Source organism: Marmoricola sp. OAE513 (assembly GCF_040546585.1).
In the GTDB taxonomy this organism is placed as follows: Bacteria; Actinomycetota; Actinomycetes; order Propionibacteriales; family Nocardioidaceae; genus Marmoricola.
In genome coordinates, this window is record NZ_JBEPOC010000001.1 from 2,153,808 (window position 1) to 2,176,744 (window position 22,937).

Sequence of the window (22,937 nt, forward strand, 5' to 3'; positions counted from 1 at the left end):
GGGTTTCGAGGCAGGACTTCGTCCTGCACCTCAACCAACCTTCACCACTGAGAGGAGGGGTGATGTCACAGGCTGACTGGGCCACCAAGGACTTCTACAAGGTCCTCGGGGTCTCGAAGGACGCCGACGCGTCCGCGATCAAGAAGGCGTACCGCAAGCTCGCGCGCGAGAACCACCCCGACTCCCACCCGGGGGACGCGGCTGCGGAGGCGCGGTTCAAGGAGGTCGCCGAGGCGAACGACGTCCTCAGCGACGCTGCGAAGCGCAAGGAGTACGACGACATCCGCACCTACGGGGGTGGGATGCCCGGGGGCTTCGGGGGCGGCTTCGGGAGCGGTCAACCGAACTTCGGCGGGGGAGCGGCGGGCTTCGACCTCTCCGACCTCCTCGGCGGGATGTTCGGGGGCGGCACGCCCGGCGGCCGCGGCGCGGTCAGCGGCGCGCGAGCCGCGGCGCCGACCTCGAGACCGAGGCGGCGATCTCGTTCGAGGAAGCACTGGAGGGCACCACCATCTCGTTGCGGCTCTCCTCCGAGACCGCGTGCGAGACCTGTCGCGGGACCGGTGGCAAGCCGGGCACGAAGCCGCACGTCTGCCCGACCTGCGGCGGCGCCGGCCAGGTCGTGAACAACATGGGCGGCGGCTTCGCGATGAACGAGACCTGCCCGCAGTGCCACGGCCACCAGGTCGTGTACGCCGAGAGCTGCCCCACCTGCCACGGGTCGGGCAGAGGCCGGTCCAGCCGCACGCTCCAGGCACGCATCCCGGCCGGGGTGAAGGACGGCCAGCGGATCCGTCTGAAGGGCAAGGGAGCCCTCGGAGAATCCGGCGGGCCGGCGGGCGACCTCTTCGTCAACGTCAAGGTCGCTGCGCACCCGCTGTTCGGCCGCAAGGGCGACCACCTCACGCTGACGGCCCCCGTCTCCTTCGACGAGGCCGCGCTCGGCGCCGAGATCACCGTGCCGACCCTGGACGGTGCGCCCGTCACGCTCCGCATCCCCGCCGGTACGCCGACGGGCCGGGTGCTGCGGGTCCGCGGACGCGGTGCTCCCCGCAAGGGAGGGGAGAAGGGCGACCTTCTCGTCTCGGTCGAGGTGCAGGTGCCGACCGAGCTGGACGACGCCACCCGGGCGGCCGTGTCGGCGTACCGTGAAGCCCGAGCGGGTCGCGACCCGCGCGCCGGACTCTTCGAGAAACGGAGCTCGTGATGCCACGGCACACACCACGTGCACCGGGGCCCAGCACGCCCGTCTACGTGATCAGCGTGGCGGCCGAGCTGACCGGCCTGCACCCGCAGACGCTGCGGCAGTACGACCGGATGGGGCTGGTCTCCCCGGGGCGGACCGGCGGCGGCGGGCGGCGCTACTCGCTCAACGACATCGAGGCGCTCCGGGTCGTCGCCGAGCTGACCGCGGCGGGTATCGGGCTGGAGGGCGTCCGGCGCATCGTCGACCTGGAGAACCAGGTCCTGGCGCTCCGCGCCCGCAACGCCGAGCTGCTCGAGCGAGCCCGCGCTCTGCAGGCCGCTCTCGACCAGACCTCGGCCGCGCTGGCCGAGCGGCGCCCCAACCTGCCGGTCATCCGGCCTCGCGGCGGTGCCCTCCACCCGTTCGGGTGACGGGTGGGCGAACGGAAGCTCTCCACGGTGTGCCACAGCGCTCAGTGACCGATCCGCTCCCGAGCCGTTAGTCTCAGCACCGGTCCGGGAGGACCAGCACCCATGCGACGAGATGCGGGGCACTGACTGTGGCATTGATGGAGACCGACTGGTTCTTCCAGCACGTGGACGGTTCCGACTGGATCCACATCGCGACCATCCCCGTGTTCACGGGAGTGATCGGCTGGCTGATCAACTGGACCGGGCTGATCATGCTGTTCTCGCCCGTGCGGTTCCACGGCTTCACCGTCCCCGGCCTCAAGCAGATCTCTCGCGTTCTCCCGCGCAAGCTCCAGGAGGTCCCCGGCTTCCTGCAGGGCGGCATCGGCTGGCAGGGCATCGTTCCCGCGCGCGCGGCCAAGATGGGCAGCATCGCCGTCGACAAGGCGATCGCGAAGCTCGGGACGCCCGGTGAGTTCTACCAGCAGCTGGAACCGGACAAGATCGCCGAGCACATCGTCAAGGTCTTCGAGCCGGACATGCCGAAGATGATCGAGGACATCATGGCTCGGGAGCACCCGAACCTGTGGCGCGACCTCCCGACGCCCGCCCGGAAGGCGATCATCGCCCGGGTGCAGGCGCAGATGCCGACGGTGGTGCACGGCATCACCGACGAGATCGGCGTGCACATCGACCAGCTGCTCGACCCGAAGATCATGGTGATCGACCACTTCGAGGCCAACCCCGCCCTGGTCGTCCGGATCTTCCGCGACTTCGGTCAGAAGGAGCTCAACCTGATGGTGGCCTTCGGGTTCATCTTCGGGTTCCTGCTCGGCATCCCGGTCGCGGTCGCGGACCACTGGTTCGGCCTGTGGTGGCTGCTGCCGATCCTCGGTGTCATCGTCGGGTGGGTCACCAACGCGCTGGGCATGTGGCTGATCTTCGAGCCGCCCGAGCCCAAACGGATCCTCGGCATCACGTGGCACGGTCTGTTCCTGCGCCGCCAGGACGAGGCCGCCGAGGTGTACGCGCAGATCATCGCCGACGACGTCATCACGCTCGAGCGGATCGGCGACTTCCTGCTCGACGGCCCGCGCGGCGACCGGACCCGGCAGATGCTCGCCACCGCGATGCTGCCCGCCATCGACCAGGCGGCCGGACCGGTCCGCGGCGCGGTCCGGATCGCGATCGGCAGCAAGAAGTTCGACAGCATCCGCGACGCGGTGGCGAACGAGGCGGTCGACCGCACCATCACGCCGTTCCGGGACCCGGAGTTCTCCAAGCGTCAGGCTGACAAGATCCGCACGCTGGTCTCGGCGCGCACCAAGGAGCTGCCGCCGAAGGACTTCGTGGACATGATGCGGTCCGCGATCAAGGAAGACGAGTGGATGCTGTACGCCCACGGCGCGATCATGGGCTTCGCGGGTGGGGTGGTCCACCTGGCGATCTTCGGGGTGGGGGGAAGTTGAGCGACAGGGAATCTCGCGACGAGCGCGCGCCGGCCGTCTGGGAGGGCGCGGCGGACGCGCTGCCAGGAGTGGCCCGCATCGCCGGGACCGCGTGGCTGCGCTCCGCGTCCTGGGTGGCGGGCTCGGGCGCGCGCTCGGCCCGCAACCTTGCCCGAGCCATGACCGACCCGCGTGCTGCCGGTGACCTGGTCCGCGGCGTCGCTTCCGACCTCGCCGAGGCGACGAAAGCGATCTCCAACGTCGCCACCGCCATCTCCAGCGGCGTGCCGGTCCCGGTGGCGCTGTTCGAGGCCAGCGTGACGATCACCTCCGCGATGGCGCCCGACGAGCGGGAGGTGCGCGAGGACAGCGAGAAGTCGCTGCGTGAGCGTGGCGAGGACCTGCTGCGCCGGTCCCGTGACGTGTGGAGCGACGACGAGGCGCATCCGGCGTACGGGCGGATCCTCGACGAGGTCGCGCCGGACGAGGCCCGGATCCTGCTCCTGCTCCTGCGCGGTGGTCCGCAGCCGTCGGTCGACGTCCGCACCGGTGGCCCGGTCGGGATGGTCAGCTCCTCGCTGCTCTCGGCCGGGCTGACCATGATCGGTCCACGGGCCGGAGTGCGTTACCTCGACGAGGTGCCGGCGTACCTGAACAACCTGTTTCGGCTCGGACTGATCTGGTTCTCGCGCGAGCAGCTCGAGGACCCGCTGGAGTACCAGGTCGTCGAGGCGCAGCCGGACGTCCTCGAGGCGATGCACTCGGTGCGGTTCGCCAAGGTGGTCCGCCGGTCGATCCACCTCACGCCGTTCGGCATCGACTTCTGCAAGACCTGCCTCGTCGACGACGACGAGACGCACGACCTGCCCGAGCACGAGACGCCCGACCCCGAGTAGAGGTCGGACGTCCCGGCAGGCGGGGTCGGGTCAGAAGACGTCGGCGTCGACCGGGGTGAGCGCCTTGGTCGAGACCAGCTTGGTCTCGGTGGCGGTGATCCGGAAGTCTCCGCGGGAGAACGTTCCGTTGTTGCTCTCGCAGGTGACGGTGATCTTCGTGTTCGGGGTCTTGGTGACCACGCCGCTCCCGGTCATCGCGGGCCGCCACTCGGGGTTGGCGGTGTAGATGAAGGAGGAGTAGCCGACCTTCAGGTCGCTGCCCGGCCCGGAGACCGTGTCCTGCTCGATGTAGCACTGGATGCCGGACGTGGCGTTCAGCTGGGTGAAGAACTGGGAGTAGCTGACCGTGAACGCCCCGTTGGGGAGCGGGAGCGTGAACCGGACACCCTTCTTGCCGGTGAAGGCCGTGCTGGTGAACTCGTAGGTCCGGTTGCGCAGGGCGCCCGAGTCGAGCCCGTCGACCAGGTCGGCGTTGAGGTTCGCGACGCGACCGCGGCCGGTCACGGCGAGGGGGGCGTCCGTGCTCTTCTTGGTCTTGAGCTTGAGCGCGGTGCCGGGGGTGGTCCGCTTGAGGGTCGTGGTCTTGCCGGCGCTGGTGGTCTTGCCGGCCAGCAAGGAGCTGCCGGTCGCTGCCAGTGCGACGGTGTTGGCGGCCAGGACCAGGACGGTGACGGCGCCGATGACGGTGAGGGCCGAGATGAGCTTGGAACGCATGGTGAACCGATCTGATGAGGGAGAGGTGCTGGAGCACCCTGACTCCCTCCACGATGTCGGATCCGGCCGCCCCCGGAATCAGGGGAATCCCTAGAGGCGACCCTCGGCCCTCACGCAGGGGTCATCGGCGGGCGGCCTTCTTGCCCGTGACGAAGGGAGCGGTCCGGGACGAGACGACCTGGGTCGGCGTCGCGACGATCTGGAACGGCGTGTCCGGGAAGGTCGACGAGAAGTCACCGGTGTCGCTGTCGCAGCCGACCGAGAGGTCGGTCGCGGCGCTCTTGGTGACCAGACCGGCGCCGGTCAGGGCGGGGTCCCAACCGGATCCGGTGGTGTGCACCTGCGAGCTCCACGCGGTGTACTGGTCGATCCCCTGGTTCGGCTTGGCGTCCTGCAGCACGTAGCACTCGACCCCGCCCGCTTCGGCGCCGTCCGCGAAGAGCGAGTAGGTCACGTTGTAGGAGCCGTTGGGCAGGTCCAGCCTGACCCGGACGCTGTCCTGGTTCGTGAAGTTGGGGGCCTTGAACACGTAGCTGCGGGTACGGAGCTGGGAGGAGTCCAGCCCGTCGACGAGGTCGGCGTTCAGGTTCGCCACCCGGCCGCGTCCGTTGACGGCGAACGGAGAGTTCGAGCTCTTCTTGGTCTTGACCTTGAAGGCGGTTCCCGACGTCGTCCGCTTGACGGTCGTGGCCTTGCCGGCGGTGGTGGTCTTGCCGGCGATCAGCGCACTTCCGGTGGTGGCGAGAGCGACGGTGTTGGCCGCGAGGACCAGGACGGTGACCGCACCGATGACGGTGAGGCCCGAGACGATCTTGGAGCGCATGGATTTCCGATCTGTCGAGGAGTGTGCGATCGGATCTTTACGCAACCAGCCCGTTCAGAAATAGACGACTGAAGATCTGAACTCGCCGTCCAACCACGAACGGCCGCCCCGGGCGGAGCGGCCGTTCGTGGTACGGAGGTGGCTACGGGGTGATGTTGAGACCGGCCTTGGTGGTCACGCCGTCGACCCGGGTGAAGTACACCTGCGGGGTGGCCGAGTTGGTGTTGAACAGAAAGTTCGAGCTCGAGAAGCAGTGCAGCTTGACGGTCTTGCCGCCCCGGATGTCGACCAGAGCGGTCCCGTTGGCCGAGGAGAAGCTACCCGAGTCCACGCCGAAGACCAGCCCGTAGGACTTGTTGTCCGAAGTCACGAACTCGCAGCCGACCGGGTCGGACCCGTTGGCGACCAGCGCGAACGTGCCCTGCCACAGCCCCGACGGCAGGCCCGGCAGCGAGATCTGGAGCTGGGTACCGGCCGGGAATGCGGGAAGGGTGTAGCTGACCGCCCGGTTCTGGAGGGCGGCGGCGTCCAGGCCGTCAACCTTGTCGGCGTTCAGGTTCGTGACCCGACCCTTGCCGTTGACGGCGAACGGCGCGTTGGCAGTGCTCTTGGTCAGCACCTTGAACGTCGTGCCGGAGGTGGTCCGCTTCAGGGTGGTGACCTTGCCGGCGGTGGTCTTCTTGCCGGCCAGCAACGAGCTGCCGGTCGCCGCGAGGGCGACAGTGTTGGCCGCGAGGACCAGGACCGTGACCGCGCCGATGACGGTGAGGGCCGAGATGAGCTTGGAGCGCATGATGAACCGATCTACTCAGGAGGCGTGCCTCGTGCACGTGGACAACCTGATGATGTCGATTTTCGGGCCCGGTGGAATCAGGGGTATCCCTAGGAACGTCCGCCCCGGGTACGTCGGGTCATTCGGGGCGGGGCCAGCGCCGACCCTCGAGATCCTCGATCGAGACGTTGAACCTGGCCAGAAGCTCGTGCAGCGCAGCGACGTCCTCGGGCTCCCACGTCTCCAGCACGTGCCCGACCTGCGTGTGCCGCATCGTGCGGTCCCGGTGGAGCATGCCCAGCCCCTTCTTCGTCGGGCGCAGCAGCCGGGCGATGCCGCCGTCCGGGCTGTCGATCCGCTCCGCCAGGCCCTTGCGACGTAGTGCCGCGACCTGACGGTTCACCGTGGAGACGTCCAACCGGAACGCCTCGGCGAGCTGCTTCAACGTCAGCGGCTCGAGCTCGAGGCGGCTCAGCAGCTGGTATCCGGACCGGTCCAGGACGAGATCGGGGGTGTGTGCGGCCGAGCTGAGCTGGTGCCGGGCGAGGAGGGTCAGCTCCTGCTCGAGGAGCTCGACGGTGCGGTCGAGATCGACCTGGGTCCGTGCGGGCACGTGTGATGCTCCTCTCCGTCGTGGTGCGGCATCCAGCGATGTGCACAGTACACATCATGTGTACGATACACATCAAGAACGCCGCGCTCGGCCGCGTTCCGTACTGCTCGAGAGGCACGCACGATGACGCACACCGCGCCCCCGCTCAACGGGGTCGACGCACACCGCAAGGTTCCCCACCCGACTGCGGTGGTCGCCATCGGTTGCTTCTGCGGGATCGTCGTCGCCCTCACCCAGACGATGATCGTCCCCCTGGTGCCGCTCCTGCCGAACCTCCTGCACGCCGACGCCTCGGACACGTCGTGGGCGGTCACGGCGACGCTGCTCACGGCTGCGGTGATGATGCCGATCTCCGGTCGTCTCGGCGACATGGTCGGGAAGCGGCTCATGCTCGTTCTCAGCCTCGCCTCGCTCGTCACCGGATCGGTGCTCTGTGCGCTCTCCGACAGCCTGCTCCCGATGATCGTCGGTCGCGCGCTCCAGGGCGTCTCGATGGGTGCGATCGCGCTCGGGATCAGCATCATGCGCGACGAGCTGCCGGCTGACCGGATCGGTCCTGCCGTGGCCCGGATGAGCGCCACGCTCGGCGTCGGCGGTGCCGTCGGCCTGCCGGTCGCCGCGATCATCGTCGAGAAGGCGAACTGGCACGCCCTGTTCTGGATCGCCGCCGGCCTGGGCGCGCTCTGCCTGGCGGCCGTGCTGCTGGTGATCCCGGAGTCCCCGGTCCGCACCCCGGCACGCTTCGACCTGCTCGGTGCCGTCGGGCTTGCAGCCGTCCTGGTGATGCTGCTGCTCGCGATCAGCAAGGGCGGCGACTGGGGCTGGGGTGACCACCTGACCCTCGGACTGCTCGTCGGCTCTGCCGTGGTGCTGGTCCTCTGGGGCTTCTGGGAGCTGCGCAACGCAGCACCCCTGGTCGACCTGCGCACGTCGGCCAAGCCGCAGGTGCTGTTCACGAACTTCGCCTCGATCGCCGTCGGCTTCGCGATGTACGGCATGTCGCTGATGCCGATCCAGCTGCTGCTGGCTCCCTCGGCTACCGGCTACGGCGAGGGAATGAGCCTGATCAAGGCCGGTCTCGTCGTCGCTCCCAGCGGCCTGATGATGTACCTGTTCTCGGGCACCGGCGCGCGCATCTCCGCCGCGCGCGGCCCGCGCACGAGCCTCGGGTTCGGCATCGTCGTGCTCGCGCTGAGCTACGTGTGGATGCTCTTCCTGCACGACCAGTGGTGGCAGGTCTGCATCGCCTCGGTGCTGCTCGGCATCGGGATCGGGATCGCCTACGCCGCCATGCCCGCCCTCATCATGGGGGCCGTCCCGGTCACCGAGACCGCGGCTGCGAACGGGCTCAACGCGCTGATGCGCTCGGTCGGGACGTCACTTTCGGCGGCCGTGGTCGGCACCGTCCTGGCGCACGAGACCATCGACGTCGGCGGCTTCACGTTCCCCTCCGAGCACGGCTTCACGCTCGCGATCCTCATCTCGCTGGCGGCTGCGGGGCTCGCTCTGCTGCTGTGCTGGGCGATCCCGGCGCGGGCAGCCGGCCCGGCCGCGGTTTCCTGACCCGCCCAGTCCGTCAGGCCGCAGGGGCGGCAGCACGCGAAGGTGTCGGTCCGGCGCGCCCCGACCGGTCCCCGGGGTCGTCCCGGTCCCGGTTGCCTGCCCGGCCTGAGTCCGGCAGGATTTCTCTCGAAGTTGAGTGGAATGGACTCAACTTTGGAGGCGTTGTCCTCATGACGGCTCGGCAGAGCCCGATGGAACGACAGCACGGCCACTAGGTTGGCCGGACTCGGAAGGGTGCACACATGGACGGTTCGAAGTTCACCTCGCGCAGCGTCGAGGTCATCAACGCTGCCCACACCGCGGCGGTCACCGCGGGCAACGCGCAGATCGAGCCGGTGCACCTGGCTCTCGCGCTCCTGAACCAGGAGAACGGGCTCGCCCCGTCCCTGCTGACCAAGGCCGGGGCCGACGTCGACGCGCTGACACGGCGCCTCGAGGCGGACGCAGCCGCGCTGCCGTCCGCGTCCGGGGAGACCGTCGCGCGGCCGACCAGCTCGGCCGCGCTGACCCGGGTGCTGAGCACGGCGATCGAGCTCGCCGGCGAGATGAAGGACGAGTACGTCGCGACCGAGAACCTGCTCCGGGCGCTGACGGTCGTCGAGAGCCCGGTCCGTACGGCGCTGCTCGACGCCGGCGTCACCGAGGCCGGGCTGCGTGACGTCGTCGACGCCGTCCGGGGCAACCGCACGGTCGACAGCCCCGAGGCCGAGGCGACGTACGAGGCGCTGGAGAAGTACGCCGTGGACCTGACCGCGCGTGCCGAGGAGGGCCGCCTGGACCCGGTGATCGGCCGGGACGCCGAGATCCGTCGGGTGATCCAGGTGCTGTCCCGGCGCACCAAGAACAACCCGGTGCTCATCGGGGAGCCCGGCGTCGGCAAGACCGCCGTCGTCGAGGGGCTTGCCCAGCGGGTCGTCGCCGGCGACGTCCCGGACTCGTTGAAGGGTCGCCGGGTGCTCAGTCTCGACCTGGCTGCCATGGTCGCGGGCGCCAAGTACCGCGGCGAGTTCGAGGAGCGCCTCAAGGCGGTGCTGGAGGAGATCACCTCCTCGCAGGGACGTGTCATCACCTTCATCGACGAGCTGCACACCGTGGTCGGTGCCGGCGCGAGCGGGGACTCCGCGATGGACGCCGGCAACATGCTCAAGCCGATGCTCGCCCGCGGTGAGCTGCGCCTGATCGGCGCGACCACGCTCGACGAGTACCGCGAGCGGATCGAGAAGGACCCCGCCCTGGAGCGACGCTTCCAGCAGGTTCTCGTCGGCGAGCCCAGCGTCGAGGACACCGTGGCGATCTTGCGCGGCCTCCAGCCGAAGTACGAGGCGCACCACGGGGTGAAGATCACCGACCAGGCGCTCGTGGCCGCCGCGGTGCTGTCCGACCGGTACATCTCCGGCCGACAGCTTCCGGACAAGGCGATCGACCTGGTCGACGAGGCGGCCTCGCGGCTGCGGATGGAGATCGAGTCGTCCCCGGTCGAGATCGACCAGCTGCGGCGTGCGGTGGACCGCATGCGGATGGAGGAGCTCGCGCTCGAGCGCGAGTCCGACGACGCGTCCCGCGACCGGCTGGAGAAGCTCCGCACCGACCTGGCCGACCGTCAGGAGGAGCTCCGCGGGCTGGAGTCGCGGTGGGAGCAGGAGAAGGCCTCGCTCGAGGGCTCGGGCGCGCTGCGCAAGCAGATCGACACCCTGCGGGTGGAGGCCGAGCGCCTGCAGCGCGACGGCGACCTCGAGGGTGCCTCGAAGATCCTCTACGGGCGAATCCCGGAGCTGGAGAAGCAGATCGCCGCGGCCGACGAAGCCGGGTCCCGGCTGTCCTCGGACACCGGCCTGGAACCCATGGTCGCCGAGGAGGTCGGACCCCAGGAGATCGCCGAGGTCGTCGAGGCCTGGACCGGTATCGCCACCGGTCGCCTGCTCGAGGGGGAGACCGCGAAGCTGTTGCGGATGGAGGAGATCATCGGGCAGCGCCTGGTCGGTCAGGCCTCCGCGGTCGCTGCGGTCTCGGACGCCGTACGCCGCTCGCGTGCCGGCATCTCCGACCCCGACCGGCCCACCGGCAGCTTCCTGTTCCTCGGTCCGACCGGCGTCGGCAAGACCGAGCTGGCCAAGTCGCTGGCGGACTTCTTGTTCGACGACGAGCGGGCGATGATCCGGATCGACATGAGCGAGTACTCCGAGAAGCACTCGGTGGCCCGGCTCGTCGGCGCACCTCCGGGATATGTCGGGTACGACGAGGGAGGACAGCTCACCGAGGCCGTCCGCCGTCGGCCGTACTCGGTGGTGCTGCTCGACGAGGTCGAGAAGGCGCACCCGGAGGTCTTCGACATCCTGCTCCAGGTCCTCGACGACGGCCGGCTCACGGACGGGCAGGGTCGCACGGTCGACTTCCGCAACGTGCTGCTGATCCTGACCAGCAACCTCGGGTCGCAGTACCTGGTCGACCCGACCCTGGACGGAGTGGCCCGCGAGGAGTCGGTGATGGCCACGGTGCGGCAGGCGTTCAAGCCGGAGTTCCTGAACCGGCTCGACGAGGTCGTCATGTTCGACGCGCTGTCGAAGGACGAGCTCGCGCACATCGTCGACCTGCAGCTGGCTGCGTTCGACGCCCGGCTCGCGGTGCGCCGGATCACCGTGACGGTGACCGACGCTGCCCGCGCCTGGCTGACCGAGGTCGGCTACGACCCGGCGTACGGCGCCCGGCCGCTGCGCCGGCTGGTGCAGACGGCGATCGGCGACCCGCTCGCGCGGATGCTGATCGGGGGCGCGGTGCTCGACGGGCAGCACGTGGTCGTGGACGCGGAAGGCGACGGTCTGGCGCTGCGCGTCACCGACTGAGCCAGCGGAGCAGCACGTCGTTGAACGCGGCGGGTTGCTCCTGCTGGACGAAGTGGCCGGCTTGCGGGACGAGCACCACGTCCTGCAGGCCGGTCAGCCACGTCCGCTGCTGCTCGAGGTCGGGTGGCGCGAAGGAGCGCACGGGATCGTGCTCGCCCATCACCAGGAGCGAGGGCTGGCCGATGGGCGTCCCGGCTCGCTGGCGAGCCAGCGCCCAGTCGGCGTCGGCAGCACGGTAGGCCTGCAGCCCGCCCGCGAGCTCCCGTCCCGGACCGCCGGCCGCGAAGGAGCTGGTGATCGTGTCGAGCTCGTCCTGGGCCAACCAGGACCAGGGAAGCGGTGGAGTCGGCGGCAGCGCGTCCAGGTACGACGTCCCAGCAGAAGGATGTCCGAAGACCGAGAGCAGGTCGCCTCCCGCACTCAGCGCCCAGATCAGCCGGCGCAGGAATTCGGCCAGGTGAGGTCCGCCCAGGTCGCGCTCGGCGAGACCCTGTTCCTGGAAGTAGTGCAGGTGCAGGAAGTGCCGTGCAGCGACCGCAGCGAACCCGACGCTCGGTGCGACCGGGCCGGGCTCGCCGCCGTGCGGGACTGTGCCGAGCACGCTGCGAACCCGGTCGGGGTGCTGCTGGGCGAGGTTCCAGGCGTACATCGAGCCGAAGTCCTGGCCGACCACGTGCGCACGCTCGATCCCGAGCGCGTCGAGCACGCCGATGAGGTCGGCCTCGATCACCGAGGAGTCGTGGTACGCGGCCTCCGGGCGGTCCGAGGCGCCGTACCCGCGCAGGTCGACAGCAACGGCGCGGTACCCGGCGTCGGCGAGCGGCCCGATCTGGTGCCGCCAGCTGTACGACGTCCCCGGGAACCCGTGCAGCAGGAGCACCGCCGGTCCGGTGCCGTGCTCGTGAACCTCGAGCCGGATCCCGTTCGTCGCGACCAGTGCCATGGCCGGATCATTCCACCCGGGTTGGTTGAATGGGGCGCATGAGCCCCTCCGACGCCGGTCCTCGTCCCGGCCAGGTCACCGTCGCCGGATGGGTGGTCGCGATCGCGTCGGCGTTCCTGCTCCTCGGGGTCTTCGACTCCCTCGGCAGCCTGAACTCGCTGGACGTGCGCGAAGCCGTCGCGAGGAGCATCAGGTCGGGCAACCTCCAGGGTCTCGGACTCAGCGTCGAGGACGTGCTCGACCTCAAGCGGTGGGCCTTCTCCATCTCTGCGGTCGCTGCGGTCGCCACCGGCATCCTCGGCGTCTTCGCGCTGCGGAAGGACAAGGCCGCCCGGATTGGGCTCTCGGTCGCGGCGGTGCCGATCGTGCTCGCCGTTCCGTTCACCGAGTCGTTCCTCGGGATGCTGATCGGGGCTGGTGCAGCGGTGCTCTGGACCGCGCCGGCACGGGACTGGTTCGCCGGACGACCACCCGCACCTCGCGAGGCGCCACGCCCTGAGCGTCGCCAGCCCCCGGTCGCCCCGCCCCCCGTCGCCCCGCCGACGGACGCCCCCGCGCCCTGGGCCCCGCCGACCGCGGGACCGACCGGGGGACCGGACTCCCCCCAGGCCCGTGCGGTTCCCGGATGGGGAGCCGCCCCGGGACCGCCGCTCCGGCTCGACCAGCTGCCGCCCCCGGTGGCTTCGAACCAGCTGCCGTCGCCGGGTCCCGTCGCGCCGCGAACGGTCGACCGGCCGCGTCCGGTGCACCTTGCCTGCATGATCACCTGGATAGCCACCGGTCTGACCGCCTTCGGCTACCTCGTGCTCCTGGTCTTCCTCGCTGTCGACCAGCAGGCCGTCATCGACCTGGTCAAGGACAACCCGAACTGGGACCCCGCCTTCGACGACGACCTGATCGTCCGGGCTGCCGTGATCAGCGGCGTCGTGATCCTGGTCTGGTGCGCCGTCGCAGCGGTCGTCGCCGTCTTCACCTGGCGCGGGGAGCACTGGGCGTGGGTGGTGCACCTGGTCTCGCTGACCATGGCGGCGATGATCTCGCTGGCGGTCTTCCCGAACAGCTTCTTCCACCTCGCGGCGGTCGCAGCGACGTTCGGACTGCTGACCCGCAGGCAGAGCAGGGACTGGTTCGCCGGCCGCCGCTAACCGACGAGATCTGCCTGCTGCAACCGGCTCACGGCCTCGTCGATCACGGTCATCTTCTTGCAGAAGGCCCAGCGCACCAGGTGCCGACCCGCCTCGCGGTCGTCGTAGAAGACCTGCGAGGGGATCGCCACCACACCTGCCAGTTCGGGTAGCGCCAGGCAGAACGCCCGCCCGTCCTCGTAGCCGGCGGCGGACACGTCAGCGGTGATGAAGTAGGTCCCGTCCGGGCGGAACGGGGTCAGCCCGACCGACGCCAGTCCGTCGTGCAGCCGGTCCCGCTTGACGGCCAGATCGCGAGCGAGCCGCTGGTGGAACGCGTCGTGCTCGTCGAGAGCGACGGCGACGGCTGGTTGCAGCGGCCCGCCCGAGGCGTAGGAGAGCCAGTTCTTGGCACCCTCGACGGCGGCGACCAGCTCGGCCGGTCCGCTGGCCCAGCCGATCTTCCAGCCCGTCACCGAGAACGTCTTGCCGGCGCTGGAGATGGTCACCGTGCGCTCGAACATGCCCGGCAGCGTCGCGATCGGGACGTGCTCGACGCCGAAGACCAGGTGCTCGTAGACCTCGTCACTGACCACCAGCAGGTCGTGCTCGACGGCCAGCGCCGCGACGCCCTCGAGCTCAGCGCGGGTCAGCACCGTGCCGGTCGGGTTGTGCGGGGTGTTCAGCAAGATCAGCCGGGTCCGGTCGGTGACGGCCGCCGCGAGCTCGTCGAGGTCCAGCCGGAACTGCGGGGCGCGGAGGGTCACTGGCTTCCGGACTCCTCCGGCGATCTGGATCATCGCGACGTAGGAGTCGTAGTACGGCTCCAGGACGATCACCTCGTCGCCCGGCTCCACCAGTCCGAGCAGGGCGCCGGCGATCGCCTCGGTCGCGCCCGTGGTCGCGACCACCTGGGTGCGGTCCAGCTCCAGGCCGTAGTGCCGACGCTGGTGGGCGACGACCGCGTCGAGCAGCTCGGGGGTGCCGTGTCCGGGCGGGTACTGGTTCCGTCCGCCGCGCAGAGCCTCGACCGCGGCCTCGAGGACTGCTTCCGGCCCGTCCTCGTCGGGGAAGCCCTGACCGAGGTTCACCGAGCCGGTCCGGACGGCGAGGGACGACATCTCGGCGAAGATCGTGCTGCCGATTCCGTCCAGTCGCTGTGCATGTCGACCCATGGGTAGACAGTAGTAGTTCACAATATGGCGGTGAGCGACCACGAAGAGCCGGGCTCGGCCCCGCTGACCCCGCCGACGCTGAACGACGCCGACGCGCCGCCGCTGGTGGACAACAGCGTCGCGCCCCGGACGCCGGCGCCGGCCGCCAAGCGCCGAGCCACGGGCCCGAAGGAGAAGAGCACCGGTCGCCGGATCACCTTCTGGATCGGCATCGGCCTGATCCTCGCCGGACTCGGCCTGCTCGGGTACGTCGCCTGGCAGCTCTGGGGCACCAACTGGATCTCGCACCGCGAGCAGAAGAAGCTCACCAAGCAGACGATCCAGGACTGGAACGTCCAGGAGGGCTGCGACAAGTTCTGCCCGCACGGCAAGGTCTCCGCGCTGATCCGGATCCCGAAGTTCGGCAAGGACTACGTGATCCCGGTCCTCGAGGGCACCTCGCCGGACATCCTGGCCAAGGGCTTCGGCCACTTCGAGGACACCGCGCAGCCGGACCTCAAGAAGTCCGGCAACTACGCGCTGGCCGGCCACCGCGTCACCCACGGCGAGCCGCTGCGCGACATGCCCGACCTGCGGCCCGGCGACAAGGTCATCGTCGAGACCAAGCTGCACACCTACGTGTACCGGCTCGACACCAACCCGAACGACCTGGTCATCTCGTTCCACGGCACCTGGGTGCTCGACCTGTTCCCGAAAAACCCCGACGGGGGCGTGGGGCCGGTGCTCAAGCCGGACGCCCCGGACCCGGACTGCAAGCCGTCCGACACGGTGCACTGCGACATCAAGGACATGTACAAGAAGATCCTGACGCTCACGACCTGCTCGGAGATCTTCCACACCGACAACCGGATGATCGCGTTCGGGCACCTGATCGAGGTCCGCGACAAGCAGATCGTGACGAAGACGCCGACACCCGCGGCGGGCTGAGCGCCCCGGCTCGGTAATCTTCGCCCCATGGCAGATCGCGACGTACTCCTCGACCAGGTCAACTCCAAGGCCGTGGTGCGCGGCAAGGTCACCCTGGCCTCGGGGCGCGAGGCCGACTACTACGTCGACATGCGCCGGGTGACCCTGGATGCGGTCGCCGCGCCGGTCATCGGTCGCACGATGCTCGAGCTCACTGCGGACTGGGACTTCGACGCCGTCGGTGGGCTGACGCTGGGCGCCGACCCGATCGCGGTCGCGATGATGCACCAAGCCTCGGTCGCGGGCCGCACGCTGGACGCGTTCGTGGTTCGCAAGGCGCAGAAGGCACACGGCCTGCAGAAGCAGATCGAGGGTCCGCCGGTCGAAGGTCGTCGCGTGCTCGCCGTTGAGGACACCTCGACGACCGGAGGATCGGTCCTCGAAGCGGTCAAGGCCTTACGGGACGCGGGCGCGATCGTCGTCGGTGTCGCCGTGATCGTGGACCGCGACACGGGGGCGCGCGAGGTCGTCGAGGCCGAGGGCCTCGAGTACCGCTACGCGGTGGGGATCTCAGACCTCGACATCTGAGCCGGCTGCGTTGGCCACCGGCTTGGCCGGGTGCGGCTTGCGACGGTGCTTGACCCACTCGTAGGCGACCGGGATCGCCGAGAACGCGAGGATGGCCAGGATGACCAGGTCGATCCGGTCGCGCAGCCAGGGGACCGTGTTGCCCAGGAAGAACCCGAGCAGGGTGATCGTCATGACCCAGAGGACGGCGCCCACGCCGCTCCACAGCAGGAACCGGCGCCGGTCCATCATCGTGATGCCGGCGACGACGGTGATGTAGGTCCGCACGAACGGCACGAACCGGCCGATGACCAGTGCCTTGTTGCCGTGCTTCTCGAAGAACTCGCTCGTCTGGTCGAAGTACTTCTTCTTCAGGATCTTGCCGTCCCGCTGAGCCAGCGACGGCCCGAGCAACCGCCCTATCTCGTAGCCGACGACGTTGCCGAGGAACGCGGCGATCGTGAACAGCGCCAGGGCTGCCGGCAGGTCGAGTCCGTGGCCGCCCTCGAAGATCCGGATCTCGTCGGTCGCGATGAAGATGCCCATCGCGAAGAGCAACGTGTCACCCGGCAGGAACGGGAAGAAGAGGCCGCACTCCACGAAGATGATCAGCAGGCTGAGCCAGAACATCGTCTGCCCGAACTTGTCGAGCAACCAGGTGGGGTCCATCCAGTCCATGCCGAGGATGTGCGGGCTCAGCTGGGCCAGATCGAGGATCACGGGGCTGAGACTATCTGGCTCTACCTGAACGCGGGCTGACCTCCCGGTGACTCGTAGGGTGAGGATCGTGACGGGCAGCGAATTCGACGAGCAGCGGGCGCCGTACGACCCGATGCCGCACGGCCCGGCCGAGGTCGGGGTGGGGCCCTGGGAAGGGCCGCTGCCGGACGGTGCCCAGTACGACCCCGAACTGCTCACGAACGGTGACCGCCGCAACGTGGTCGACCGCTACCGGTACTGGTCGGTGGAGGCGATCGTCGCCGACCTCGACACCCGACGGCACGACTTCCACGTCGCGATCGAGAACTGGCAGCACGACTTCAACATCGGCACGATCGTCCGCTCGGCCAATGCCTTCCTGGCTGCCGAGGTGCACATCGTTGGCAACCGGCGCTGGAACCGGCGCGGTGCCATGGTCACCGACCGCTACCAGCACGTCCACCACCACCCGGACGCGGACGCGCTCGCGGACTACCTGCACGAGCACGCGGGCGGTCCGGTCCGGCTGCTGGGCATCGACAACCTGCCGGGCTCCTCGCACCTGGAGACCATGGAGCTGCCCCGCCGGGTCTGCTTCCTCTTCGGGCAAGAGGGCCCGGGTCTTTCCGAAGGTGCCCGCTCGGCCTGCGACGGCACCTTCTCGATCGCCCAGTTCGGATCGACGCGGTCGATCAACGCCTCGGCCGCCGCGGCGATCGCGATGCACTCGTGGGTGCGCACGTACGCCGATCTCGGCGACGAGTCCGCCTGGAGGGGCTGAGGCCGCGGTCGTCTAGGGTGTGCCTGATCCCGACCGTGACCGAGGAGCCTGTCGCATGCCCATCGCAACCCCCGAGAAGTACGCCGAGATGCTCGACACGGCGAAGGCCAAGTCGTTCGCCTTCCCCGCCATCAACGTCTCGTCGTCGCAGACCCTGAACGCTGCGCTCCAGGGATTCGCGGACGCCGGCAGCGACGGCATCATCCAGGTCTCCACCGGTGGCGCCGAGTACCTCTCCGGGCCGAGCGTGAAGAACATGGTGACCGGTTCGGTCGCCTTCGCCGCGTACGCCGCGGAGGTCGCGAAGAACTTCCCGATCAACGTCGCGCTGCACACCGACCACTGCCCCAAGGACAAGCTCGACGGCTTCGTCCGCCCGCTGCTCGCGATCTCCGCGGAGCGCGTTGCCCGGGGCGAGGCCCCCCTGTTCCAGTCGCACATGTGGGACGGCTCCGCGGTGCCGATGGAGGAGAACCTCCAGATCGCCCAGGAGTTGCTGGCGCTCAGCGCCGCGGCGAAGATCATCCTCGAGGTCGAGATCGGCGTCGTCGGCGGCGAGGAGGACGGCGTCGTCGGAGCCATCGACGAGAAGCTCTACACGACCCCCGAGGATGCGCTGGCCACGGCTGCGGCGCTCGGCGTCGGCGAGAACGGTCGCTACATGACCGCCCTGACGTTCGGCAACGTGCACGGCGTCTACAAGCCCGGCGGCGTCACGCTGCGGCCGGAGATCCTCAAGGCGGCCCAGGAGGCCGTCGCCGAGAAGCTCGGCCTGCCGGCAGGCTCGAAGCCGTTCGACCTGGTCTTCCACGGCGGCTCCGGCTCCAGCCCGGAAGAGATCGCCGCGGCCGTCGACTACGGCGTCATCAAGATGAACGTCGACACCGATACCCAGTACGCGTTCACCCGTCCGGCTGCTGCGCACATGTTCAGCAACTACGACGGCGTCCTCAAGGTCGACGGCGAGGTCGGTAACAAGAAGGCCTACGACCCGCGTGCGTGGGGCAAGGCCGCCGAGGCCGGCATGGCTGCGCGCGTCGTCGAGGCGTGCGAGAACCTGCGCAGCAACGGCCAGTCGATCGGGTAACCCGCTCATCGAGCTTGTCGAGATGGCTCGGCCTCCGCGCTGACGTCACCACGTCTCGGCAAGCTCGACGACCGGGGACGCCCGCCTACTCGGCCGGCGCCGCCGGAACCGGTACGGCGCTGCAGGCGCTCGTGGCTGCCCCGAAGTGCTTCGGCCGCTCGAACAGCATCACCGCGAGGAAGCCGACGACCAGCACGGCCGGAACGAGCAGCAGCGACTGGCCCATCGCCTCGCTGAACCTGTCGGCGATCTGCGGCGGCATCTTCTGCACGGCGCCCTCGCCGCCGCCGGCCTGCTCGAGACCCTGGGCGGCGAGGCGCGAGTCGATGAAGAGGGCGATGCCTGCGGACCCGAGGACGGCGCCGACCTGGCGCAGGGCGTTGTAGACACCCGCGCCTGCTCCGGCGAGCTCCAGCGGCAGGTTGCGGGTGGCGGTCGCGGTCAGCACCGCCCACAGGAACGAGCTGCCGAGGCCGACGAAGCCCATCGCCACCAGGATCTGCCACAGCGGGGTGTCGGCCGCGAGGATCAGTGCGGACACCGCCATCGCGGCTGTGAGAATGGTGAACCCGGTGCCGGTGAGGATCCGCGGGTGCACCTTGTCCGTGAGCTTGCCGACGACCGGCGCCGCGACGATGGAGACCACCGCCATCGGGATCAGCAGCATCCCGGACTCGGTCGGGGAGTAGTGCCGGACGCCCTGGGCCCACAGCATCAGCGGGAAGCCCATGGCGGTGAACCCGAAGCTGACAGCGGCGATGCCGAGGTTCGCGACGGAGAAGTTCCGGTCGCGGAACAACCGCAGCGGCATCAGCGGCTCCTGGCTGTTCTTCGCCTGCCACCAGACGAACGCCGCGATGACGACCAGGCCGGCGATGATCATCCGCCAGACGGTGATCTCGCCGGTGATCGTCGACCAGTCGTACTGGTGCGCCTCCTGGATTCCGAAGACGAGCAGGAACATGCCGACGCCGCTGAGCACGACGCCGAGCCAGTCGAACCGGTGCTGGTTGGTCGGCAGCTTGGGCACCAGCCGCAGCGCGAGCACGAAGGCGGCGATGCCGACGGGGACGTTGATGAAAAAGATCCACTCCCACCCGAAGGCGTCGGTGAGGACACCACCGAGGACCGGGCCGACCAGCGTTGCGACGCCCGCGGTCGCGCCCCACAGCGCCATCGCCTGACCGCGGCGGTCCATCGGGAAGATGCGCGTGATGATCGCCATCGTCTGCGGCGTCATCATCGAGGCGCCGAAGCCCTGGAACACTCGCGCGATGATCAGGCCCTCGACCGTCGTGGTCAGTCCGCACCACAGCGAGGCGGCGGTGAAGACGGCCAGACCCGTCAGGTACAGGTTGCGAGGGCCGAACCGGTCACCGAGCCGACCGGTGATCAGCACCGGGACGGCGTACGCGAGCAGGTAGGCGCTCGTGACCCACACGACCGCGTTCACCGAGGCGTCCAGGTCCTCGATGATGGCCGGTGTCGCCACCGTGACGATGGTGGTGTCCAGCAGGATCATGAAGAAGCCGATGCACAGCGCGATCAGCGCGGGCCACGGGTCCTTGTCGGTCTGGGGGGCCGGGGAAGCGGGCTGGGTCTGGGTCACGGAACTACTCAACCGCAGACCTGGGACAATTACTCCATGACCCCTTCGAATTTCACCGGTGACGACTTGATGGCCGGACCTCCGCCGACGCGCCTCCCGGAGGACCCGGCAGCCGCCGCGATCGCCGCCGGGGACGACCCGCGCACGGTGGTCGTCGCACACCCGGAGTCTCCGCTGGCCTGGGCCGTGCTCGCGGAGCAGACGCTGGCCTCGGGCGACGACGTCGTGGCCGGGTACGCCTTCGCGCGGGTCGGCTACCACCGCAGCCTCGACCAGCTGCGGCGCAACGGGTGGAAGGGTCACGGCCCCGTGCCGTGGGACCACGTCCCCAACCGCGGCTTCCTGCGCGCCCTGGCCGCTCTGACCAAGGCGGCCGGTGCGATCGGTGAGACCGCCGAGGAGACCCGGTGCGGCGAATTCTTGCGCGACTCGAGCCGGGAGGGCTACGACGCGCTGATGTGAGGCGGGACCAGCAGCGAGTACGCCGCGTCCTCCACGTGCCACGTCCGTCGCCGCTCGGGTCCGCTGATCTCGCCGTCCGCACTGATCCAGAAGTCCTCACCGGCGATCGAGATGCGTCCGCCGGTCAGGTGCATGACGTCGTCGCGCTCGTGGTGGCTGCGCCGTACGAGGTCGACGGCGTAGCCGAGGCGGGCCAGCGGCTCGGTGGCGAACGAGACGACCACGTCGAGGTTGCCGCTCTCCGGGTCGGCTTCCGGGTTCAGCTCGGTGCCACCACCGACGCTGCGTCCGTTGCCGATCGAGACCATCAGCACCTTGCGGTCGACGTCGGCGACGAGCTCACCGTCGACCTCGATCCGGAGGCGCAGGAACGGCGGGTTGATCGCGGCCATGGCTGCGCCGAGCGGGTACCCGATGAGTCCGAGCCCGTAGGGCCCGAGCCGCTCCTTCCAGGTGGCTCCGTGCTTGCTGGCCAACGAGCTGACGCCGGCGTGCACGTTGTTCACGACGATCTCGCCGAGCTCGTCGACGATGAGGTCCATCGGGGTCGGCACGGCCTCGAGCAGCGCAGCGGCGGCTTCGGCCGGATCGAGTGGGATGCCCACGGTGCGGGCGAAGTCGTTGCCGGTGCCCAGCGGCAGCAGGCCGAGGGTCTTGCCCCGCAGGTCGTTGCGCCGGTGCAGGGTGCGGATGACCGCGTGCAGGCTGCCGTCCCCGCCGGCGACCACGATCGGCCGCGAGCCGGCGCGGTGCAGGGCACCGTCGAGCTCGCCAGGGTTGCTCGTCTCGCAGACCTCGACCGATGCCGCGGCACGAAGCACCTCGAGGGCGGTGCCGAGGGCGTCCGCGTTGCCGGCATCGGCATGGGTGATGAGAAGCAGAGGTTCCACGTCCGACACCGTAGCGAAGGAGGCTGAACGCCGAATTCTGGTAACGTGACGCCGCAAGAGCCCCGTGCTGTTGCGCGACGGGCTCTTCTGCATTCCCGCGGGAGCCCGCCCTCGTTGTGTCGGAACAGGTGGAGGCGAGCAAATGCCCGCGATCGTGGTCCTCGGTGCCCAGTGGGGCGACGAAGGCAAGGGGAAGGCGACCGACCTTCTCGCGACCAGCCAGCCCATCGACTACGTCGTCCGCACCAGCGGCGGTCACAACGCCGGACACACGATCGTGGTCAACGGCGAGAAGTACGCCACCCACCTGCTGCCCAGCGGCATCCTCACGCCCGGTGCGACGTCGGTCATCGCGAACGGCGTGGTCGTCTCGCCCGAGGCGTTGTTCCGCGAGCTCGACGGGTTGATCGAGCGCGGCGTCGAGGTCGCCCAGCTCGTCGTCAGCTCGAACGCGCACGTGATCGCGTCGTACCACGTGGCCGTGGACAAGGTCAGCGAGCGCTTCCTCGGCAAGAACCAGATCGGCACCACCGGCCGCGGCATCGGCCCGGCGTACGGCGACAAGGTGAACCGCGTCGGGATCCGGGTCGCTGACCTGTTCGACGAGAAGATCCTGCGGCAGAAGGTCGAGGCCGCGCTCGAGGTCCGCAACCAGGTGCTGGCGAAGGTCTACAACCGCCGTGCGATCGACGTCGACTCCGTCGTCGAGGAGCTGCTCACCTACACCGATCGGCTCCGCCCTATGGTGGCCGACACCAGCCTGCTGCTGAACAAAGCGCTGGACGACGGCAAGACGGTGCTCTTCGAGGGCGCCCAGGCGACCATGCTCGACGTCGACCACGGCACCTACCCGTTCGTGACCTCGAGCAGCCCGATCGCGGGCGGCGTCTGCACCGGTGCCGGCATCGGCCCGACCCGGATCGACCGCGTCATCGGCGTGATCAAGGCGTACAGCACCCGGGTCGGCTCCGGTCCGTTCCCGACCGAGCTGTTCGATCAGGACGGTATCGACCTGCAGCGGATCGGCGGTGAGATCGGTGTCTCCACCGGACGCACCCGTCGCTGCGGCTGGTACGACGCCGTGGTCGCCCGGTACGCGGCGCGTGTCAACGGACTGACCGAGTTCTACCTGACCAAGCTCGACGTGCTCGACACCTGGGAGCGGATCCCGGTCTGCGTCGCGTACGACGTCGACGGTGTCCGGCACGACGAGATGCCGATGACGCAGACCGAGTACCACCACGCGACGCCGGTCTACGAGTACTTCGACGGCTGGGGCACCGACATCTCCGGCTGCCGCAGCTTCGAGGAGCTGCCGAAGAACGCGCAGGTCTACGTGAAGGCGCTCGAGGAGATGTCCGGGGCTCCGTTCTGGGCGGTCGGCGTCGGTCCGGGGCGCGAGCAGACCGTGGTGGTCAACGAGCGCTGA

General features: G+C 69.4%; 21 protein-coding genes and 1 pseudogene. 13 read left to right on the top strand and 9 right to left on the bottom strand.

Translation table 11 applies throughout. The annotated features are described in order from the left end of the window. The first annotated feature begins 62 nt into the window (after positions 1–62). The 4 genes and pseudogenes from dnaJ (at position 63) to ABIE44_RS10815 (ending at position 3,940) form a co-directional block, all read left to right on the top strand. Positions 63–1,207: pseudogene (dnaJ, locus tag ABIE44_RS10800) on the top strand (molecular chaperone DnaJ). Continuing rightward, positions 1,207–1,617, top strand: a complete 411-nt coding sequence (locus tag ABIE44_RS10805) for a heat shock protein transcriptional repressor HspR (protein WP_209718260.1) — start codon at positions 1,207–1,209, stop codon at positions 1,615–1,617. The pseudogene dnaJ and the gene ABIE44_RS10805 overlap by 1 nt, the downstream one beginning before the upstream one ends. Before the next feature lie 137 nt (positions 1,618–1,754). After that, complete coding sequence (locus ABIE44_RS10810) at positions 1,755–3,065, top strand: DUF445 domain-containing protein (protein ID WP_354437997.1); 1,311 nt, start codon at positions 1,755–1,757, stop codon at positions 3,063–3,065. Continuing rightward, a complete protein-coding gene (locus tag ABIE44_RS10815) occupies positions 3,062–3,940 on the top strand; it encodes an Abi-alpha family protein (protein ID WP_209718257.1) in 879 nt (292 codons plus the stop codon). The genes ABIE44_RS10810 and ABIE44_RS10815 overlap by 4 nt, the downstream gene beginning before the upstream one ends. A gap of 30 nt (positions 3,941–3,970) precedes the next feature. On the opposite strand, the gene ABIE44_RS10820 is transcribed toward ABIE44_RS10815, so the two are convergent. From ABIE44_RS10820 to ABIE44_RS10835, 4 genes are all read right to left on the bottom strand, one after another. Further along, complete coding sequence (locus ABIE44_RS10820; protein WP_209718253.1) at positions 3,971–4,654, bottom strand: hypothetical protein; 684 nt, start codon at positions 4,652–4,654, stop codon at positions 3,971–3,973. A 121-nt stretch (positions 4,655–4,775) separates the two neighbouring features. Beyond that, complete coding sequence (locus tag ABIE44_RS10825; RefSeq protein ID WP_209718250.1) at positions 4,776–5,477, bottom strand: hypothetical protein; 702 nt, start codon at positions 5,475–5,477, stop codon at positions 4,776–4,778. A gap of 142 nt (positions 5,478–5,619) precedes the next feature. Continuing rightward, positions 5,620–6,270 carry a hypothetical protein gene (locus tag ABIE44_RS10830; RefSeq protein WP_209718247.1) on the bottom strand — a complete coding sequence of 217 codons (651 nt, stop codon included), beginning with the start codon at positions 6,268–6,270 and terminating at the stop codon, positions 5,620–5,622. A 118-nt stretch (positions 6,271–6,388) separates the two neighbouring features. Beyond that, positions 6,389–6,862 (bottom strand): MarR family winged helix-turn-helix transcriptional regulator, encoded by a 474-nt coding sequence (locus tag ABIE44_RS10835; RefSeq protein ID WP_209718243.1) that lies wholly within the window; start codon positions 6,860–6,862, stop codon positions 6,389–6,391. A gap of 123 nt (positions 6,863–6,985) precedes the next feature. Here ABIE44_RS10835 and ABIE44_RS10840 point away from each other — a divergent pair, with 123 nt between their 5' ends. Next, complete coding sequence (locus ABIE44_RS10840) at positions 6,986–8,425, top strand: MFS transporter (protein WP_209718240.1); 1,440 nt, start codon at positions 6,986–6,988, stop codon at positions 8,423–8,425. 242 nt (positions 8,426–8,667) lie between these two features. Next, positions 8,668–11,265 carry an ATP-dependent chaperone ClpB gene (gene clpB, locus ABIE44_RS10845; protein WP_209718237.1) on the top strand — a complete coding sequence of 866 codons (2,598 nt, stop codon included), beginning with the start codon at positions 8,668–8,670 and terminating at the stop codon, positions 11,263–11,265. On the opposite strand, the gene ABIE44_RS10850 is transcribed toward clpB, so the two are convergent. Continuing rightward, the gene (locus ABIE44_RS10850) at positions 11,255–12,208 is read right to left on the bottom strand and encodes an alpha/beta hydrolase family protein (RefSeq protein WP_209718234.1); all 954 of its coding nucleotides are present in this window, start codon (positions 12,206–12,208) and stop codon (positions 11,255–11,257) included. The genes clpB and ABIE44_RS10850 overlap by 11 nt on opposite strands. Positions 12,209–12,246: 38 nt before the next feature. On the opposite strand from ABIE44_RS10850, the gene ABIE44_RS10855 reads away from it, so the two are divergent. Continuing rightward, positions 12,247–13,353: a hypothetical protein gene (locus ABIE44_RS10855; protein WP_209718231.1), complete on the top strand. Its 1,107-nt coding sequence runs from the start codon at positions 12,247–12,249 to the stop codon at positions 13,351–13,353. Here ABIE44_RS10855 and ABIE44_RS10860 read toward each other — a convergent pair. Further along, the gene (locus tag ABIE44_RS10860) at positions 13,350–14,507 is read right to left on the bottom strand and encodes a pyridoxal phosphate-dependent aminotransferase (RefSeq protein WP_209718228.1); all 1,158 of its coding nucleotides are present in this window, start codon (positions 14,505–14,507) and stop codon (positions 13,350–13,352) included. The genes ABIE44_RS10855 and ABIE44_RS10860 overlap by 4 nt on opposite strands. A 30-nt stretch (positions 14,508–14,537) precedes the next feature. On the opposite strand from ABIE44_RS10860, the gene ABIE44_RS10865 reads away from it, so the two are divergent. Both ABIE44_RS10865 and pyrE read left to right on the top strand, forming a co-directional pair. Continuing rightward, positions 14,538–15,434 carry a class E sortase gene (locus ABIE44_RS10865; protein ID WP_354437998.1) on the top strand — a complete coding sequence of 299 codons (897 nt, stop codon included), beginning with the start codon at positions 14,538–14,540 and terminating at the stop codon, positions 15,432–15,434. Between the two features lie 27 nt (positions 15,435–15,461). Continuing rightward, entirely contained in the window at positions 15,462–16,001 is a 540-nt protein-coding gene (gene pyrE, locus ABIE44_RS10870; RefSeq protein ID WP_209718222.1) for an orotate phosphoribosyltransferase, read from the top strand. On the opposite strand, the gene ABIE44_RS10875 is transcribed toward pyrE, so the two are convergent. Then, positions 15,984–16,700: a DedA family protein gene (locus tag ABIE44_RS10875; RefSeq protein WP_354437999.1), complete on the bottom strand. Its 717-nt coding sequence runs from the start codon at positions 16,698–16,700 to the stop codon at positions 15,984–15,986. The genes pyrE and ABIE44_RS10875 overlap by 18 nt on opposite strands. Positions 16,701–16,812: 112 nt before the next feature. Here ABIE44_RS10875 and ABIE44_RS10880 point away from each other — a divergent pair, with 112 nt between their 5' ends. Continuing rightward, positions 16,813–17,460 carry a TrmH family RNA methyltransferase gene (locus ABIE44_RS10880; protein ID WP_209723368.1) on the top strand — a complete coding sequence of 216 codons (648 nt, stop codon included), beginning with the start codon at positions 16,813–16,815 and terminating at the stop codon, positions 17,458–17,460. Between the two features lie 55 nt (positions 17,461–17,515). After that, positions 17,516–18,547, top strand: coding sequence for a class II fructose-bisphosphate aldolase (fbaA, locus tag ABIE44_RS10885; RefSeq protein ID WP_209718219.1), 1,032 nt, complete (start codon positions 17,516–17,518; stop codon positions 18,545–18,547). Between the two features lie 85 nt (positions 18,548–18,632). Here the strand turns inward: fbaA and ABIE44_RS10890 are convergent, their stop codons facing one another. After that, positions 18,633–20,156 (bottom strand): DHA2 family efflux MFS transporter permease subunit, encoded by a 1,524-nt coding sequence (locus ABIE44_RS10890; RefSeq protein WP_209718216.1) that lies wholly within the window; start codon positions 20,154–20,156, stop codon positions 18,633–18,635. A gap of 36 nt (positions 20,157–20,192) precedes the next feature. Here ABIE44_RS10890 and ABIE44_RS10895 point away from each other — a divergent pair, with 36 nt between their 5' ends. Continuing rightward, the gene (locus tag ABIE44_RS10895) at positions 20,193–20,618 is read left to right on the top strand and encodes a DUF3151 domain-containing protein (protein WP_209718213.1); all 426 of its coding nucleotides are present in this window, start codon (positions 20,193–20,195) and stop codon (positions 20,616–20,618) included. Here the strand turns inward: ABIE44_RS10895 and ABIE44_RS10900 are convergent. Next, entirely contained in the window at positions 20,600–21,508 is a 909-nt protein-coding gene (locus ABIE44_RS10900; protein ID WP_354438000.1) for a diacylglycerol/lipid kinase family protein, read from the bottom strand. The two genes, ABIE44_RS10895 and ABIE44_RS10900, sit on opposite strands and share 19 nt — an antisense overlap. A gap of 142 nt (positions 21,509–21,650) precedes the next feature. Here ABIE44_RS10900 and ABIE44_RS10905 point away from each other — a divergent pair, with 142 nt between their 5' ends. After that, positions 21,651–22,937, top strand: coding sequence for an adenylosuccinate synthase (locus ABIE44_RS10905; protein ID WP_209718207.1), 1,287 nt, complete (start codon positions 21,651–21,653; stop codon positions 22,935–22,937).